15 protein-coding genes are annotated in these 14,237 nt (G+C 60.3%); 8 read left to right on the top strand and 7 right to left on the bottom strand.

The genetic code is table 11. The annotated features are described in order from the left end of the window. Positions 1 to 43: 43 nt before the first annotated feature. Complete coding sequence (locus FZ934_RS26945) at positions 44 to 2,098, top strand: pyridoxamine 5'-phosphate oxidase family protein (RefSeq protein WP_153273828.1); 2,055 nt, start codon at positions 44 to 46, stop codon at positions 2,096 to 2,098. A gap of 635 nt (positions 2,099 to 2,733) precedes the next feature. Here FZ934_RS26945 and FZ934_RS26940 read toward each other — a convergent pair. Then, a complete protein-coding gene (locus tag FZ934_RS26940) occupies positions 2,734 to 4,140 on the bottom strand; it encodes an adenylate/guanylate cyclase domain-containing protein (protein ID WP_153273827.1) in 1,407 nt (468 codons plus the stop codon). Between the two features lie 218 nt (positions 4,141 to 4,358). On the opposite strand from FZ934_RS26940, the gene FZ934_RS26935 reads away from it, so the two are divergent. Continuing rightward, a complete protein-coding gene (locus tag FZ934_RS26935; protein ID WP_153273826.1) occupies positions 4,359 to 5,033 on the top strand; it encodes a VIT1/CCC1 transporter family protein in 675 nt (224 codons plus the stop codon). Here the strand turns inward: FZ934_RS26935 and FZ934_RS26930 are convergent. Continuing rightward, positions 5,030 to 6,037 (bottom strand): type I glyceraldehyde-3-phosphate dehydrogenase, encoded by a 1,008-nt coding sequence (locus FZ934_RS26930; RefSeq protein WP_153273825.1) that lies wholly within the window; start codon positions 6,035 to 6,037, stop codon positions 5,030 to 5,032. The genes FZ934_RS26935 and FZ934_RS26930 overlap by 4 nt on opposite strands. Before the next feature lie 275 nt (positions 6,038 to 6,312). On the opposite strand from FZ934_RS26930, the gene FZ934_RS26925 reads away from it, so the two are divergent. From FZ934_RS26925 to FZ934_RS26915, 3 genes are read left to right on the top strand one after another with little or no spacing between them, the layout of a single operon-like run. Beyond that, complete coding sequence (locus tag FZ934_RS26925; RefSeq protein WP_153273824.1) at positions 6,313 to 6,642, top strand: ArsR/SmtB family transcription factor; 330 nt, start codon at positions 6,313 to 6,315, stop codon at positions 6,640 to 6,642. Then, entirely contained in the window at positions 6,639 to 7,118 is a 480-nt protein-coding gene (locus FZ934_RS26920; protein WP_153273823.1) for an SRPBCC family protein, read from the top strand. The genes FZ934_RS26925 and FZ934_RS26920 overlap by 4 nt, the downstream gene beginning before the upstream one ends. Positions 7,119 to 7,134: 16 nt before the next feature. Next, on the top strand, positions 7,135 to 7,548 hold the full coding sequence (locus FZ934_RS26915) for a GFA family protein (RefSeq protein ID WP_153273822.1): 414 nt from the start codon (positions 7,135 to 7,137) through the stop codon (positions 7,546 to 7,548). 46 nt (positions 7,549 to 7,594) lie between these two features. Here FZ934_RS26915 and FZ934_RS26910 read toward each other — a convergent pair whose 3' ends face one another. From FZ934_RS26910 to FZ934_RS26890, 5 genes are all read right to left on the bottom strand, one after another. After that, positions 7,595 to 8,545 (bottom strand): LacI family DNA-binding transcriptional regulator, encoded by a 951-nt coding sequence (locus FZ934_RS26910; protein ID WP_246737967.1) that lies wholly within the window; start codon positions 8,543 to 8,545, stop codon positions 7,595 to 7,597. Between the two features lie 140 nt (positions 8,546 to 8,685). Beyond that, positions 8,686 to 9,018: a hypothetical protein gene (locus FZ934_RS26905; protein WP_153273820.1), complete on the bottom strand. Its 333-nt coding sequence runs from the start codon at positions 9,016 to 9,018 to the stop codon at positions 8,686 to 8,688. Further along, positions 9,015 to 9,902, bottom strand: a complete 888-nt coding sequence (locus FZ934_RS26900) for an NAD(P)-dependent oxidoreductase (RefSeq protein WP_153273819.1) — start codon at positions 9,900 to 9,902, stop codon at positions 9,015 to 9,017. Before FZ934_RS26900 ends, FZ934_RS26905 begins: the two co-directional genes overlap by 4 nt. Continuing rightward, positions 9,899 to 10,435: a gluconokinase gene (locus tag FZ934_RS26895; protein ID WP_153273818.1), complete on the bottom strand. Its 537-nt coding sequence runs from the start codon at positions 10,433 to 10,435 to the stop codon at positions 9,899 to 9,901. The genes FZ934_RS26900 and FZ934_RS26895 overlap by 4 nt, the downstream gene beginning before the upstream one ends. Next, complete coding sequence (locus FZ934_RS26890; RefSeq protein WP_153273817.1) at positions 10,404 to 11,159, bottom strand: SDR family oxidoreductase; 756 nt, start codon at positions 11,157 to 11,159, stop codon at positions 10,404 to 10,406. The genes FZ934_RS26895 and FZ934_RS26890 overlap by 32 nt, the downstream gene beginning before the upstream one ends. A gap of 85 nt (positions 11,160 to 11,244) precedes the next feature. On the opposite strand from FZ934_RS26890, the gene FZ934_RS26885 reads away from it, so the two are divergent. From FZ934_RS26885 to FZ934_RS26875, 3 genes are all read left to right on the top strand, one after another. After that, positions 11,245 to 12,192, top strand: coding sequence for a 2-hydroxyacid dehydrogenase (locus FZ934_RS26885; protein WP_153273816.1), 948 nt, complete (start codon positions 11,245 to 11,247; stop codon positions 12,190 to 12,192). A 7-nt stretch (positions 12,193 to 12,199) separates the two neighbouring features. Then, positions 12,200 to 13,231, top strand: a complete 1,032-nt coding sequence (locus tag FZ934_RS26880; RefSeq protein ID WP_153273815.1) for an L-idonate 5-dehydrogenase — start codon at positions 12,200 to 12,202, stop codon at positions 13,229 to 13,231. Positions 13,232 to 13,307: 76 nt separating this feature from the next. Then, positions 13,308 to 14,192, top strand: a complete 885-nt coding sequence (locus FZ934_RS26875; protein ID WP_153273814.1) for an SMP-30/gluconolactonase/LRE family protein — start codon at positions 13,308 to 13,310, stop codon at positions 14,190 to 14,192. Positions 14,193 to 14,237 lie beyond the last annotated feature (45 nt).

The raw sequence follows: 14,237 nt of genomic DNA, 5'->3' as shown, positions 1-14,237 counted from the left end.
CGGCCGGTCCTTCCGGCTGCCTTGCTTTTCACAGGAGGCGTTAATGCTTGATGGCGTCAAATCCAACTTTTCACCGTGGCATGAAGGTGAACTGGAGTTGCAGCGGCGACTGGGCGTTGCCGACCAGATGGATCCCGTCGGGCGCAAGGTGTTGCGCAATTTCCTGCTCGACCAGCATCGCGAATTCTATCCCTTGTTGCCCTTCATCATCATCGGAGCCGTTGATCCGGATGGTGCGCCCTGGGCAACGATACGGGCCGGCGAGCCGGGTTTCCTTCATTCCCCTGATCCCCTGACCTTGGCCATCGACGCTCGGCGCGATCCGGGCGACCCGGCGGATCGGGGGATGGAAGACGGCGATCCGATCGGTCTCGTTGGCGTCGACCTTGTTACCCGGCGACGCAACCGGCTGAATGGCACAATCAGGCGCGACAGCGACAATGGCTTCAGCGTTGTTGTCGGCCAGAGCTTCGGCAACTGCCCGCGCTACATCCAGAACCGCCACTTTGCCTTTGTGCGCGATCCGGCGAAACAGCCGACTTCAATACCCGTGATAACGGACCGTTTGACGGATGACGCACGCCGGATCATCGCGACATCCGATACGTTCTTTGTCGCATCCTACGCAGACCGCGATGATGACGGACGGCAGGTGGATGTCTCGCATCGCGGCGGCAAGCCGGGCTTCGTTCGTGTCGACGCTGATGGAGGGCTGACCATACCGGACTTCAACGGCAATCTGTTCTTCAGCACGCTCGGCAACTTCGTGGTCAATCCCCGCGCAGGGCTGCTGTTCATCGATGATGAAACGGGCGACGTACTTCAGTTGACTGGTCGGGTGGAGCTTATCCTCGATTCCCCCGAGATTGCCGCCTTTGAAGGCGCCGAACGTCTGTGGCGGGTAATGCCTGACAGAGTTGTCCTGAGACCCGACGCACTGCCGCTGCGGTGGACGTTCGCGGAGAACGGATTTTCACCGAGCAGCCTGATGACCGGTAGCTGGGAGGAAGCTCAGCGCCGCCTGAAGGCAGTTACGACGGCGAACACCTGGAGGCGTTTTCGTGTCGAGCGCACCGTCGACGAAAGCGCGACGGTCCGTTCTCTTCATCTCGCGCCAACGGATGCAGAAGCACTCGTTCCGCATCGCGCCGGGCAGCATCTTCCGATCAGGATCGTCGATGGCGCAGGCCACATCAGGCGTAGCTACACCATTTCCAGCGCGCCGGCCGATCACCAATATCGACTGAGCATCAAGAAGGAGGGAAGAGGCTCACAGCTGCTGCATAGCCTGCGGCCGGGCGACGAAATCGAAGCGCTTGCGCCAGCCGGAAACTTCACGATCGAAGCGATGGAGCGGAAGCGGCCCGCTGTCCTGCTTGCCGCTGGCATTGGCATAACACCGTTGCTGTCGATGCTACGCCATATCGTGCACGAAGGCGACAGGACCCGCCATCGCCGCCCGGTCTGGCTTTTCAGGTCGTCGCGCAGCGCTGCCGAGCGACCGTTCGATCGCGAGATCGAGGAACTGGTCGAACGAAGCCGGGGCACCGTGCGCGATATACGCGTGCTCAGTGCGCCGGCCGCGGGCGACGAAGGAGCCTACGATGTCGCCGGGCGCATCAATGTGGAACTGCTGAAGCAGTATTTGCCCTTCGGCGATTATGACTTCTATTTGTGCGGACCATCATCCTTCATGCAGGGAATCCATGATGGGCTGAGAGGACTTGATGTCTCGGAGGAGCGCATTCACGCCGAGGCATTCGGCCCATCGACCTTCAAGCGCGATGGCCAAGAAGCTACGGCACCGCGTGCGGGAGCAAAGCCCGCAGCGTCCGCACCGACGCGGGTCATCTTTACCCAGTCGGCCAAAGAGGCGAGCTGGAAGCCGGGTGACGGCTCGCTGCTGGAACTCGCGGAGGCACGCGGGCTTTCACCATCATACGGCTGCCGTGCCGGAAATTGCGGCGAGTGCCGCGTACCCATTACTAAAGGAAGCGTCAGTTACCCTTCGGAGCCCAGCTATCCAGTGGAGGACAGCGAGGTACTGATCTGCAGCGCGGTGCCCGCTGACGGCGGCGACCTGCACCTTCAGATCTGAGCCGCTCCGCCGTGCTCAGAACGGAATGGAGTGCCGGCGAATGAGGGAGTCCGTGATCACATATCTGCGACTGAGGGGAACTTGCTCGAAATGCTCAGGTTGTGACCGATGACCAACAAGGCATCAAGGAGGTTTCCCATGCTCTTGAAACTCATCGCGACATCTATCCTATCCATCGGCCTCGCTACGGCTGCGGTGGCACAATCATCCAGCGGAGGCGGCGGCACAGCGGGTGCCGGTAGTTCGGGAGGCGGCGCGATCGGCGCCAGAGCGTCCGGTGGCATTGGGACCGGAACAGATGCCGGCACTGGTAACACGCTATCACCCAACGGCACGAATAGCGGGGAAGCACTCCATTCGACCCCAAGACCGCCAATCCCGCCACGCGAGGCCCCTCCGGGACCGGCAACGGCATGGGCAGAGAAACGCCCGATTGCAACGGCATGACAAGCAACGGTACGAAGTCGACGACGACGGCAACGCCGGGGTCAAGTTCCATGATGGCCGGAACCGCTACCTCATCGCAGATGATGCCAAAGTGTCAGTGAAGGAATGATCCGCCGTCTGGAGCTGCGCGAGACGGCAGGCCTCTTTGAACTGAGAGGTCGCCTGCAGAAATGCCCCGGCAGGCCGCTTCACGACAGGGCGAAGATCCTGACTTCCCGCGCTATGCCCTGAAGCTCTTCCATGCGGGACACCGAAGCAATGCCGCTGTGCCGGAGGATCTCTGAAACGTGGGCGTCCCCGACGATCGCCTCCGTGGTCATAATCACATTGGGATCGGCAAGGCCTTGTACGCGGGAGGCAATGTTCACCGTCTGCCCGAAGTAGTCCTGCCGATCGTTCAGGTTGACCGCGAGGCAAGGTCCCTCGTGAATGCCGATCTTCAAAAGGAGATCGTCGCTGCCGTGTTCGGTATTCAGCCGAAGCATCGCTTCGCGCATCCTCAGCGCCGCCGCCACCGCGCGATCAGGTGTCGGGAAGGTCGCCATCACGGCGTCGCCTATGGTCTTGACGACCGCTCCCGCCTCGGCGGCGACAATCTCGTGAAGAACCCTGAAATGCGCGCGTACGAGATCAAATGCGGCGAGATCTCCGACTCGCTCATAAAGAGCGGTCGAGCCCCTCAGGTCTGTGAACAGGAAGGTCAGGCTCGTGATCTTGAGGCGCTGATCAACGTCGAGCGTGTCGGTGCGATAGATGTCCCGAAAGCTCTGGTTGGTCAGTAGGCGCTTGGCTGTCAGAAAGGGCCTCCTGCGGCCCAGTATTTCATGAAGGTCATCTCCCGCGACGCAGACGTTCGGCACCACCCTGCGATCGGTGTGGTTCTCGAGCGTCAGCCGGAGCAGGCCTGGACGCAATTCAAGTGTCTCATTTACCGCGTGCCCCTGACTGATGACCATCGAAAGGTTCTGGCGCTCGCTCGTAGCATCACCCTTCACATCGAGGAACCGCGCCGAGTGCGTCACTGCGTCGAAGATGATGACAAATTGCGCCGGCAATTGCAGAGAAAGGAACGCCTTTTCTCCTGGGGCCAGTTCGATCAACTCCAAAAGGCTTCGGGAGAATTTCGCTTCGAAATCTTCCGGCAGATCGACTCCGGAGCTGAAGAAGATCTGGCGATAGTATTCGATCGGGGAGAGGCGATCGGGGTCGTGAGCCTCAATCCTGCGCACTCTCGGGCTGACCGTGAAGGTGACCTCGACCATCTCGTCCAGGGTCGGCTCGTATCCGGCCGCGCATAGCGCGCAATGATAGGTCTCGCGATCAACGCCCTTGAGGGTCGCGCCGGTGTCGAGGACGCCACCGCATCCCGGACATAGGACGTTCCAGGTCATCTCGAAGGCCCCTATGCGCGCTGCATGCAGAAGCGCTGCAATGGTCTTTTCCTGATCGAGTTGGTGCGCGTCCGCGAAGGCAAGCGCATTTATGCGGTTGAGATCGCGATCCGCACCGGACATGACCACGCTCTCGATACGATCAACCGTCTGCGGGTCTGCCGCCTGGCGCAGGGTGGCAAAAAGCACGTCGACTTCGCTCATTGGACAAGCCCCAGTGCACATAACCCAATGGCGGACATCGCCATTATTCGAACTATATCATGGGACCTTCCGGATAGAAATCTGCGTGCCCCACCGCCGACGGTTCTGGCAATCGGGGCGGGCGCGCTCCCCGCGTAGGATCAATGACCAATGCGCGGAGTTGGCGCACGATCGAGTCGAGTTGTTTCGAACCTGATATCGGCATTGGGATTTTGTAGATGAAACCAACGTTGCTCGACGACATTTCCGAAATCATCGATCCCGGCGACGCGCTTGGCGAGGTTCTGTTTGGACTGATCATGGCGCTGACCTGGACCGTCGGCTCCAGGCTCGTTTTTAAACAGGAAGGCTTGGATGTCGGCGAACTGGTCATTGCGACGATCGGCTGCAACCTCGCCTGGGGTATCATCGATGCAATTCTCTTCATTCTCGGCACCACCTTCTACAGGAGTCGGCGCGTGCGCCTCTTTCGGCAGATCAAGGCCGCGAAGAACGAAACCACAGCACTTGCCGTGATCGCAAAAGAGTTTCCCGTCGATGAAATGCCGCTGTCTCCGAAGGCCGGCGATACCGATGCGCTCTATCGAGCGCTTCTTATGCTGGCGAAGCGAGCTGACCCTGCGAACGCCCCACTGTCAAAAGCCGATATGCTGGCCGCGCTGGTTATCTTCTGCCTGGTCACCGCTACCGCCGTGCCTGCAGTGATCCCTTTCCTTTTCATCGGCAATCCGGATCTGGCCTTGAGGGTCAGCAACTTGTTCCTGATAATCCTGCTGTTCATCACCGGCTATGCGTGGGCGAACTCCTCGGGAGGCCGGCCGTTTCACGCAGGCATCACGATGACCTGCCTCGGATTGGTGTTGGTGGCAATCGCGGTCGCGCTCGGAGGCTAGCGCGGCGGGATTTTCCCGCCCAGAAGCATCGCCATATCAAGCATCCTGTTCGCGAAGCCCCACTCGTTGTCGTACCATCCGAATACGCGCAGAAGCCCGCCGGGAGATACCGAAACCTCTGGCCCGGAGATGACCAGGGATTCGGACCGAGCGCGCAGGTCGACGGAGACCAGCGGCTTCTCAATCCATCCAAGTACCGCCGATAGCTTTACTGCATCGCGCAGGTGTTCTCGGGCTTCATTGAGTGTCGGAGCACGATCGAGCGACACGGTCAGGTCGATGGCGGATACGCTCGCCGTTGGAACGCGGATCGCGCGCGCCTCGATCTTGCCAGCAAGGCCGGGCAGCACCTTGCCGAGCAGCTTGTGTGCGCTGGTGCTGGTCGGAACCATCGAAAGCGCGGCAGCCCGGCTTCTCGCGAAATCATCGCGCGGCTGATCGACGGTCGGCTGGCTCCCCGTGTAACAGTGAACGGTGGTCATCTGTCCACCGACAACGCCATAGGCTTCGTCGATCACCTTGAGGATTGGTGCCAGTGCGTTAGTCGTGCATGAGGCATTCGAGATGATCGTCTGCGTATCAATAACAGCCTCGTTCGCACCCAGTACGACCGTGACATCCGCTGCCTCCGCGGGTCCGGAGATGAGAACCCGCTTCGCCCCGGCCTCGATCGCCCGGGACACGAATTCCCGTGTGTAGGGCTGGCCGGTGCACTCCAGAAACACATCGACGCCTTCGAGATTCAGATCGCGAATATCGCGCGCACCGTGAAATGGAATGCGACGCGAGCCGACTTGCAAGACGCCATTGTCAGCCACCACGTCGTCCGGCCAAGCGCCGAACACGCTGTCATACTGAAAGAGATAGGCACAGCTCTCCAATGGCGCGACATCGTTGATCAGCACCAGGTCGAGGTCGCGCTGGCCGCTCAGCAGGATCCGCAGAATGGATCGGCCGATCCTGCCAAAACCGTTGATGGCAATCGTTGTCTTCCGTTTTGACATGGGGGCCTCGACGTCGCTGCTTGTCCGGTGATCGTGCTAAGGCAGTAAACGAATTTAAGTCTCCGTCGCAAGGTCGCAGATAATAACTATTGCCGGTGACGCGAGCTTCACCTTGTCACAGGGAAGGTAGCGTTTGTTCAACCGAAGGAATCGGCGGTCGAAGTGCCAGGTATGGTCAGATCGGGGGGTACTGAAGATACATACCGTCGGCGCGAGCGGGCGAGCAAAAATCAAATAGCATTGACTAATTGATTAGTGATGACTATCATTTCTTCATGATTGAACCTGAAGACCTGACGACTGTCATCCGCGCCCTCGCCGATCCGACCCGGCGGGCTGTATTCGAGCGCATCGCCAATACCGGCGAAATTACCGTCGTTGAATTGACCCGCGGCAGCAACGTGACCCAGGGCGCCATTTCGCAGCACCTGAAGTCTCTGAAAAAGGCGGGGCTCGTCAGCGAACGCCCGGAAGGTCGCAATGTCTACTATCGCGCTCAACCAGGTGGGCTCGCGCCGTTGGCCGACTGGATGTCGCACTATGGCGTCTTCTGGCGTGATCGTTTCGCCGACCTGAGAAACCTGCTGAAGGAAATCGACCCATGACCGACACCGCAAGCCAGGACAGACAAGCGATTGTCGTCGATGAGGTCTTTTCGCATTCTCGAGAGGTTGTCTGGAAGACACTGACAAACGGCGACCTGATCGGTCGGTGGTTGATGGCGCCAAACGGCTTCAAGCCCGTGGTTGGCAGTCAGTTCACCTTTCAAACCCGACCCGCGGGTGAATGGGACGGCACCATTCATTGCGAGGTACTCGAGGTCGTGGAAAACGAGCGACTTTCATACGCATGGAGGGGCGGCCACGCGGGAAATGAGGGGTACGGTTCGAAGCTGGAAACGGTGGTCACCTTCATTCTTTCCAGCCTAGAGACAGGGACGCGTCTGCGTCTTATTCACTCCGGTTTCCAACGTCCGACGAACGACACAGCCTATCAGAACATGAGCGAGGGCTGGAAGAAGGTCGTCAAGAAGCTCGACACGGTGATCGCCGAAGAGGCGTCTTCGACAACATTCCATTGAACGACGGGAGAACGACATGAGCATGTCTTATGCTGGTGGTTGCGCTTGTGGCGCGATCCGATACGAGATCGCAGGCGATCCGGCCATCATGCTTGATTGCCAGTGCCGCCAGTGCCAACGCGACAGCGGAACCGGCCATCAGTCGCACCTGACCTTCGTCGCGGCCGAGGTCAAGGTCGAAGGCGAGGCAACGCATTGGCAGACCGTGGGTGACGGAGGAACCGTGAAGCGGCGCGCCTTCTGCCCGGTCTGCGGCTCGTCCGTCTACCTGACATTTCCCACCATGCCCGATGTGTTCATCGTCACGCCGGCAAGCCTTGACGACCCAGCTCGCTACAAGCCGCAACTGGTATCCTGGACTGCCGCCGGATATCTTTGGGATCACATAGACCCGGCTCTGCCGACGTTCGACAAAATGCCGACGAGGTAGGTTGTCTGGCGGCGATAAAGGCGACGCTTGGCGACGACGCCGTGCGCTATCGCGTCGTCTCGCGAACGATAAGTCTCGGGACGATCGTTACGTTTGACGCGTCCGAGTTGCCGTCCAGGATGCTCAGGAGAAGCCTGCCCGTCTCGACACCGATCTGGCGAGCCCCGACGTTGATTGTGGTCAGGCGAGGTACACAGATGTCACCGATCTCGTAGTCACCGAAGCCACCGATCGCGATATCGCTCGGCACCGAGATCTGGCGCCGTTGACATTCCGTGAGGGCTCCGAATGCCGAAAGGTCCGATACGCAAATCACGGCCTCCGTATCAGGAAAGTCCTTGAGAAGCCGCGCCATGGCTTCTGCGCCCTCCCGCATCGAGATCGGCGGAACTCCAGCAGAAATAAGCCTGTTCGCATCGAGGCCATGGTTCGTAAGAGCCTCGATGAACCCGAGCCGGCGGTCGCTACCGCGCGTATCCCGGCTCGCATCCCCCCCGATGAAGGCGATCTTCCGATAACCAACGCCGACGAGATGATCGACCATCTCTCGAACAGCGTTCGCATTCGAAAAGCCGACGTAGTGCCCGATCGGTTCGCCCGGCGCATCCCATGTCTCGATGATAGGTATGTGGGCATTTTCGAGAAGGCGGCGCGCGCGGGGCGTATGCTTGCCCCCGGTGACGACGATCGCCTGTGGCTTCCTTCGAAGCAGCTGCTCGATCAGCCGCTCCTCTTCGACCACATCGTAATTCGTATAGCCGAGCAAAATCTGCATGCCATGAGCGGCCACCGTGTCCGACAGCCCCCCGACAGTATCGGCGAAGTTAGCATTGTTGACGGACGGAATGGTGACAGCGACGAAATCGGTCTTCTGTGAGCGCAGGCTCGACGCCGTGGCGTCGAACACGTAGCCCAACGACTCGGCCGCCTCCAGGATCGCGTTGCGCGTGTCCGGGCTGATCAAGTTCTCGCCCTTGAACGCACGTGACACCGTCATCGGAGATACACCCGTAACACGAGCAATGTCTGCCATGGTCGGCGGCTTTCGGTTCGGCATACAGCAACTCTACCGGGCTCGTGTTATCGATACCATTCCGTTTCTAAAGTTCATCGCGCCTGTTTGCAAGCGGCGCCATTTCAGAGTTTGAACTCGTTGGCCACAGTGACATGATGGTGGATACGTCCCTCGAAAAAGCGCGAGAGAACGTCTTCCGTGGCTGCGCGCGCCTGCGTCCGTACAGGGCTTGCCAGCGCAGCATCGACGGCGGCCATGTCAGGATAATTGACCGCGAGGATCATCGGAAACTCAGGCGCGCCGTCGTCCCGCGCTTCGGCAAAGGAGACGCGAACATCGAGCGCGCCCGGGAATTGCTTCCACTTCGGCAGGATCGTCTCCATGACCGCTCGCCTGAAGGCGACCGTCTCACCATCCTTCACCTTGCCTTCGAACAGCGCATACCGCGTAATCATTCCGAGACCTCCCCTTTTGTACCCTTGAAAAACTCCATAAGCGCAGCCTGATCCTCGCCGCCCAGCCCCGCAGCCGTCAGCATGCGATGGATCTCCGCGCATACGGCCGTCAGCGGCATGGCGGTGTTCGTCCGACGCGCCAGATCCTGCGCACCGTTGAGATCCTTGACCATGTTGTCGATACGGCCCGTGCGGCGGTAGTCCTTGGTCACGAAACGCGGCATGTACTCTTGAAGGATCGCACTGTCGGCGCGCCCTCCCCGAAGCGCCTGCGGGATCTTGATCGCATCGACGCCGGCGTCGATCGCGAGCTGCGTCGCCTCGGCGACCGCGAGAAAATTCAGGCCGCAAAGCACCTGATTGATGAGCTTCGTCGTCTGGCCGGCGCCCGCAGGACCCATATGCGTATAGTTCGTCGCAAGGTGCTTCAGGACCCGGTGGGCATCTTCGACATCTTCGGTTCGCCCGCCGGCCATAAGCGTCAGCTCGCCAGTCAATGCCTTCGGCGCCCCGCCGGATAGCGGGCTGTCGACCCAGCGCAGTCCCTTTTGTTCGGCCTCCGCCGCGAGCTCGCGCGTCTCATCCGGATCGATCGAAGACATATCGATCAGCAGCGTGCCGGGCCGAGCGAGATCCGCAACGCCGCCAGGGCCAAAGGCCGCTGCCCTCACGATCCGAGGGGAGTTCAAGCTGAAGATGACAAAATCAGCGGTCGCTGCGGCTTCGGCTGCACTCTTTGCGGACGATGCGCCGATGTCCGTCAGCGCGGCCACCTTCTGAGGATCGAGATCGAAGACGGTAAGCTGATTTCCCGTCTGGACGAGGCGGCTTCCGATCGCGCCACCCATCGCGCCCGCGCCGATAAGTGCTACCCGGTTCGTCATTTATCCTGCTCCTCTAAGGCACGAACGATGTGCGCAATGATTTTGTCGAACGGCTGGTCGATGTCGACAGTTATCGCCTGTTCGTCCGCGCTCGGCGGTTCGAGGCTGGCGAACTGACTGTCCAGCAGGCTCGTCGGCATGAAGTGGCCTGACCTTTCAGCCAACCGCTGGCCGATGAGGCCGCGAGACCCGGCAAGATGCACGAAGGTAACGGGCGCTCCAACCTCACGACTTATCCGTTCGCGATAGACGCGCTTCAGGGCCGAGCATCCAACGATTGCTCCTCCGTTGAGGGAGGCCAGAGCATCGCCGACCTGCGCCAGCCATGGCCAGCGATCGGAATCGTCGAGGGGTTCGGACCGGCTCATCTTCGCAATGTTTTCAGGCGGATGGAGGTCGTCTCCATCGATATACGGCAATCCGAGCCGCGCGCCGAGGGCAACCCCAACGGTCGTTTTCCCGCAGCCGGAAACACCCATCAGAACGATGCGCGAAACGCGCTCAGAGCGAAGCCGTGATGCCGCCATCGACATAGAGAATGTGCCCGTTCACGAAAGAGGAAGCTGCCGAAGCGAGAAAGACGCAGGCACCGACAAGTTCATCGACATGCCCCCAGCGACCGGCGGGCGTCCGCTTCTCAAGCCAGGCAGAGAAGGCCTCGTCGGCAACGAGCGCAGTGTTCAGCGGCGTATCGAAATAACCGGGTGCGATGGCATTGCACTGCAGACCATACTTTGCCCAGTCGGTCGCCATTCCCTTGGTCAGGTTTCCGACGGCGCCTTTTGTTGCGGTATAGGGGGCAATGCCCGGACGCGCCAGCGCGGTCTGTACGCTCGCGATATTGATGATCTTCCCGGCACCCCGGGCGATCATGTGGCGGGCAACCGCCTGCCCGACGTTGAAGACCGACGAGATATTCGTCCGCAGCAACCGTTCGAAAGCATCCGCGGGAAAGTCCTCAAGCGGCGTCCGATGCTGCATGCCTGCATTGTTCACGAGAATGTCGATAGGACCGCTCTTCGCCTCGAACTCGTCGATCGCTTGCCGAGCGGCTGCGTGGTTCGTGACGTCGAACTGCAACGTGTCCGCACCGTCGATCGTCGCTGCTGCCGCGTCCAGCTTTTCCGGGTCGCGCCCGTTCAGAACGACCTTAGCTCCCGCCCGCGCCAGCCCCTGGGCGAGTGCCAGACCAATGCCCTGAGACGATCCGGTGATGAGGGCACGCCGGCCGGTCAGATCGAATAATTCCAGCGACACTTTCCCGCCTCTCCATATCTCGACAAGTCTAATTCACCTGTTTATGTTATCGATAACATACGATGTCAAGGGAGTTAGCATCACAATGGAAAAACCGCATATCCTCCAGGTCGGCCCTTATCCGGAATGGGATGAAGCTCCTCTTCAGTCCGCTTTCACGGTTCACCGTTATTTCGATGCCGCAGACAAGTCTGCCTTCCTTTCCAGCGTAGGTCCACAGGTACGCGCGATCGCGACGCGAGGTGAGTTGGGGGCGGCGCGGTCGATGATCGACGCGTGTCCAAACCTCGAGATCGTTTCGGTTTACGGCGTCGGATATGATGCAGTCGATCTGGCAGCCTGCCGGGAAAAAGGCATTCGCGTCACGAACACGCCTGACGTGCTGACGAACGACGTCGCGGATCTGGGCGTGGCCATGATGCTGTGCCAGTCGCGCGGGATGATCAGCGCCGAGCGGTGGGTGCAAGATGGAAGCTGGGCCGCGAAGGGTCTCTTTCCGTTGAAGCGGAGAGTCTGGGGGCGACGCGCCGGTATCCTCGGCCTCGGCCGGATCGGCTTCGCGGTCGCGAAACGGCTGCAGGCGTTCGACATGGATATCGCTTACAGCGGTCCGGCGGCAAAGCCTTACGCCGAAGGGATGGAGTTTATCTCCGATCCGGTCGCCCTTGCTGCCCGCTCCGATTTCCTCTTCGTAACCCTCGCCGCTTCCGCAGCGACGCGCCATATTGTTGGACGCGATGTGCTGGCAGCACTTGGTGATGAAGGCATGCTGATCAATATCGCGCGCGCCTCCAACATCGATGAAGAGGCCCTGCTTGAAGCGCTTGAGACACGAACGCTCGGTTCGGCTGCGCTGGATGTCTTCGAAGGCGAACCGAAGCTCAATCCGCGTTTCCTGAAGCTCGACAACGTTTTGCTGCAGCCCCACCATGCTTCGGGGACAATCGAAACCCGCAAGGCGATGGGAAAGCTGGTGCGCGATAACCTGGCGGCACACTTCGCCGGTCGGGATCTGCCAACCCCGGTTCTGTGAGGGCACCATGAAATCGATAGTCGTTCACGCGGCGCACGACATCCGCATAGAAGACCGCCCTGAAGAGGAGCCCGGCCCCGGCGAGGTAAAGCTGAGGCTCGCAATGGGTGGCATTTGCGGCAGCGACCTGCACTACTACCACAATGGCGGGTTCGGTGCCGTCAGGCTCAAGCAGCCAATGATCCTCGGTCATGAAGTATCGGCGATCGTCGAGAAGCTTGGGCCTGATGTCACGGGCTTGAGCGTTGGCCAGTTGGTCGCCGTTTCACCATCCAGGCCGTGTCGCGAATGCCGTTACTGCCAAGACGGCCTGCACAATCAATGCCTGAACATGCGGTTCTATGGCAGCGCAATGCCGTTTCCGCACATCCAGGGCGCCTTTCGCCAATCGCTTGTCGCAGACGCGATCCAGTGCGTTCCGGCGGACGGTCTCTCTGCTGCGGAGGCGGCCATGGCCGAACCCTTGGCCGTGACACTCCACGCAACACGCCGCGCCGGCAGCCTGGTGGGAAAGCGCGTCCTAGTGACTGGCTGCGGCCCCATCGGGGCGCTGGCGATCTTATGTGCGCGGCGCGCAGGCGCAGCCGAGATTGTCGCCGTCGACCTTTCATCATTTACGCTGTCGATCGCCAAGACCGTCGGAGCCGACCGCGTCATCAACTCGGCTGAAACGCCGGATGCCTTGGGCGAGTACTCCGCCGACAAGGGAACGTTCGACGTGCTCTACGAATGCTCGGGAGCAGCAGCAGCGCTGACGGCTGGCATCGCGGCGCTGCGGCCCCGCGGCATCATCGTTCAGCTTGGGCTGGGCGGAGACATGAGCCTTCCGATGGGGGCAATTACTGCCAAGGAACTCGAGCTCCGCGGCTCGTTCCGCTTCCATGAGGAGTTTGCGATCGGTGTCGATCTGATGCGGAAGGGGCTGATCGACGTCAAGCCTCTCATGACGCACACGCTAGGCCTGAACGAGACCTTGGCGGCCTTCCAAACCGCGTCGGACCGGACGAAGGCCATGAAGGTTCACATCGACTTTTCCTAGCGATCGTCACACCAGAACCTTCGGTTCCGGGAGGAGAATTTGAATTGGATGAAACTAGACCAATGGGAGATTTTAGGTGACATTCTTTGAGGCTGTTGATCCCATCTTCAACACGTTCGTGCTCGGCAACGCGCCATTGAAAGAGATTGCATCGGGGTTCGATTGGGTCGAGGGGCCTGTTTGGTTTGGCGATCTGAATTGCCTTGTCTTCTCGGACATTCCCAACAACCGCATGCACCGTTGGATTCCCGAGGTGGGGACGAGCGTATTTCGCTCTCCCTCCAATTTCGCGAACGGCAATACGCGAGATCGGCAAGGTCGCCTCATCACGTGCGAGCACGGCGGCCGGCGTGTCACGCGGACCGAGATGGATGGATCGATAACGGTCATCGCCGACAGCTATCAGGGCAGACGCCTGAACTCGCCGAACGATGTCATCGTGGCATCCGACGGAGCCATCTGGTTTTCCGATCCCCATTATGGGATCTCCATGGACTACGAAGGCGAGAAGGCTGAGCAGGAGCTACCCTGCAACGTCTATCGCGTAGATCCCAGCGGGCGAATAGAGGCCGTGCTGACGGACTTCAACTGCCCGAATGGTCTCGCGTTCAGCCCCGACGAGAAGCGGCTTTATGTGGCGGATACCGGAAGGATCTTCACAGAAGATCCGCGTCATATCCGTGTCTTCGATGTGGGACCGGATGGACAGCTGACGGGAGGAGGCGTGTTCCACTCGATCACGCCGGGCGCTGCGGACGGGATGCGCGTCGACAGTGACGGCAATCTCTGGTCTTCGGCAGGCGATGGGGTTCACTGCCTTGCGCCTGACGGCCGCCTGCTCGGAAAGATTCTCGTGCCGCAGACCGTTTCAAACGTCTGCTTCGGCGGCCGGCATAAACACGTGCTGTTCATTACAGCATCGACCAGTATCTACTCGATCGCACTCAATCGACGGGGTTGATCCCGTACCGGGATGGCGAGAGGCGCGATCTCATCGAGACCGCGC

This window comes from Rhizobium grahamii, assembly GCF_009498215.1.
GTDB classification, from domain to species: domain Bacteria; phylum Pseudomonadota; class Alphaproteobacteria; order Rhizobiales; family Rhizobiaceae; genus Rhizobium; species Rhizobium grahamii_A.
Note: the sequence above shows the minus strand (reverse complement) of the source record. Positions and strands in the feature narration are given on the sequence as shown.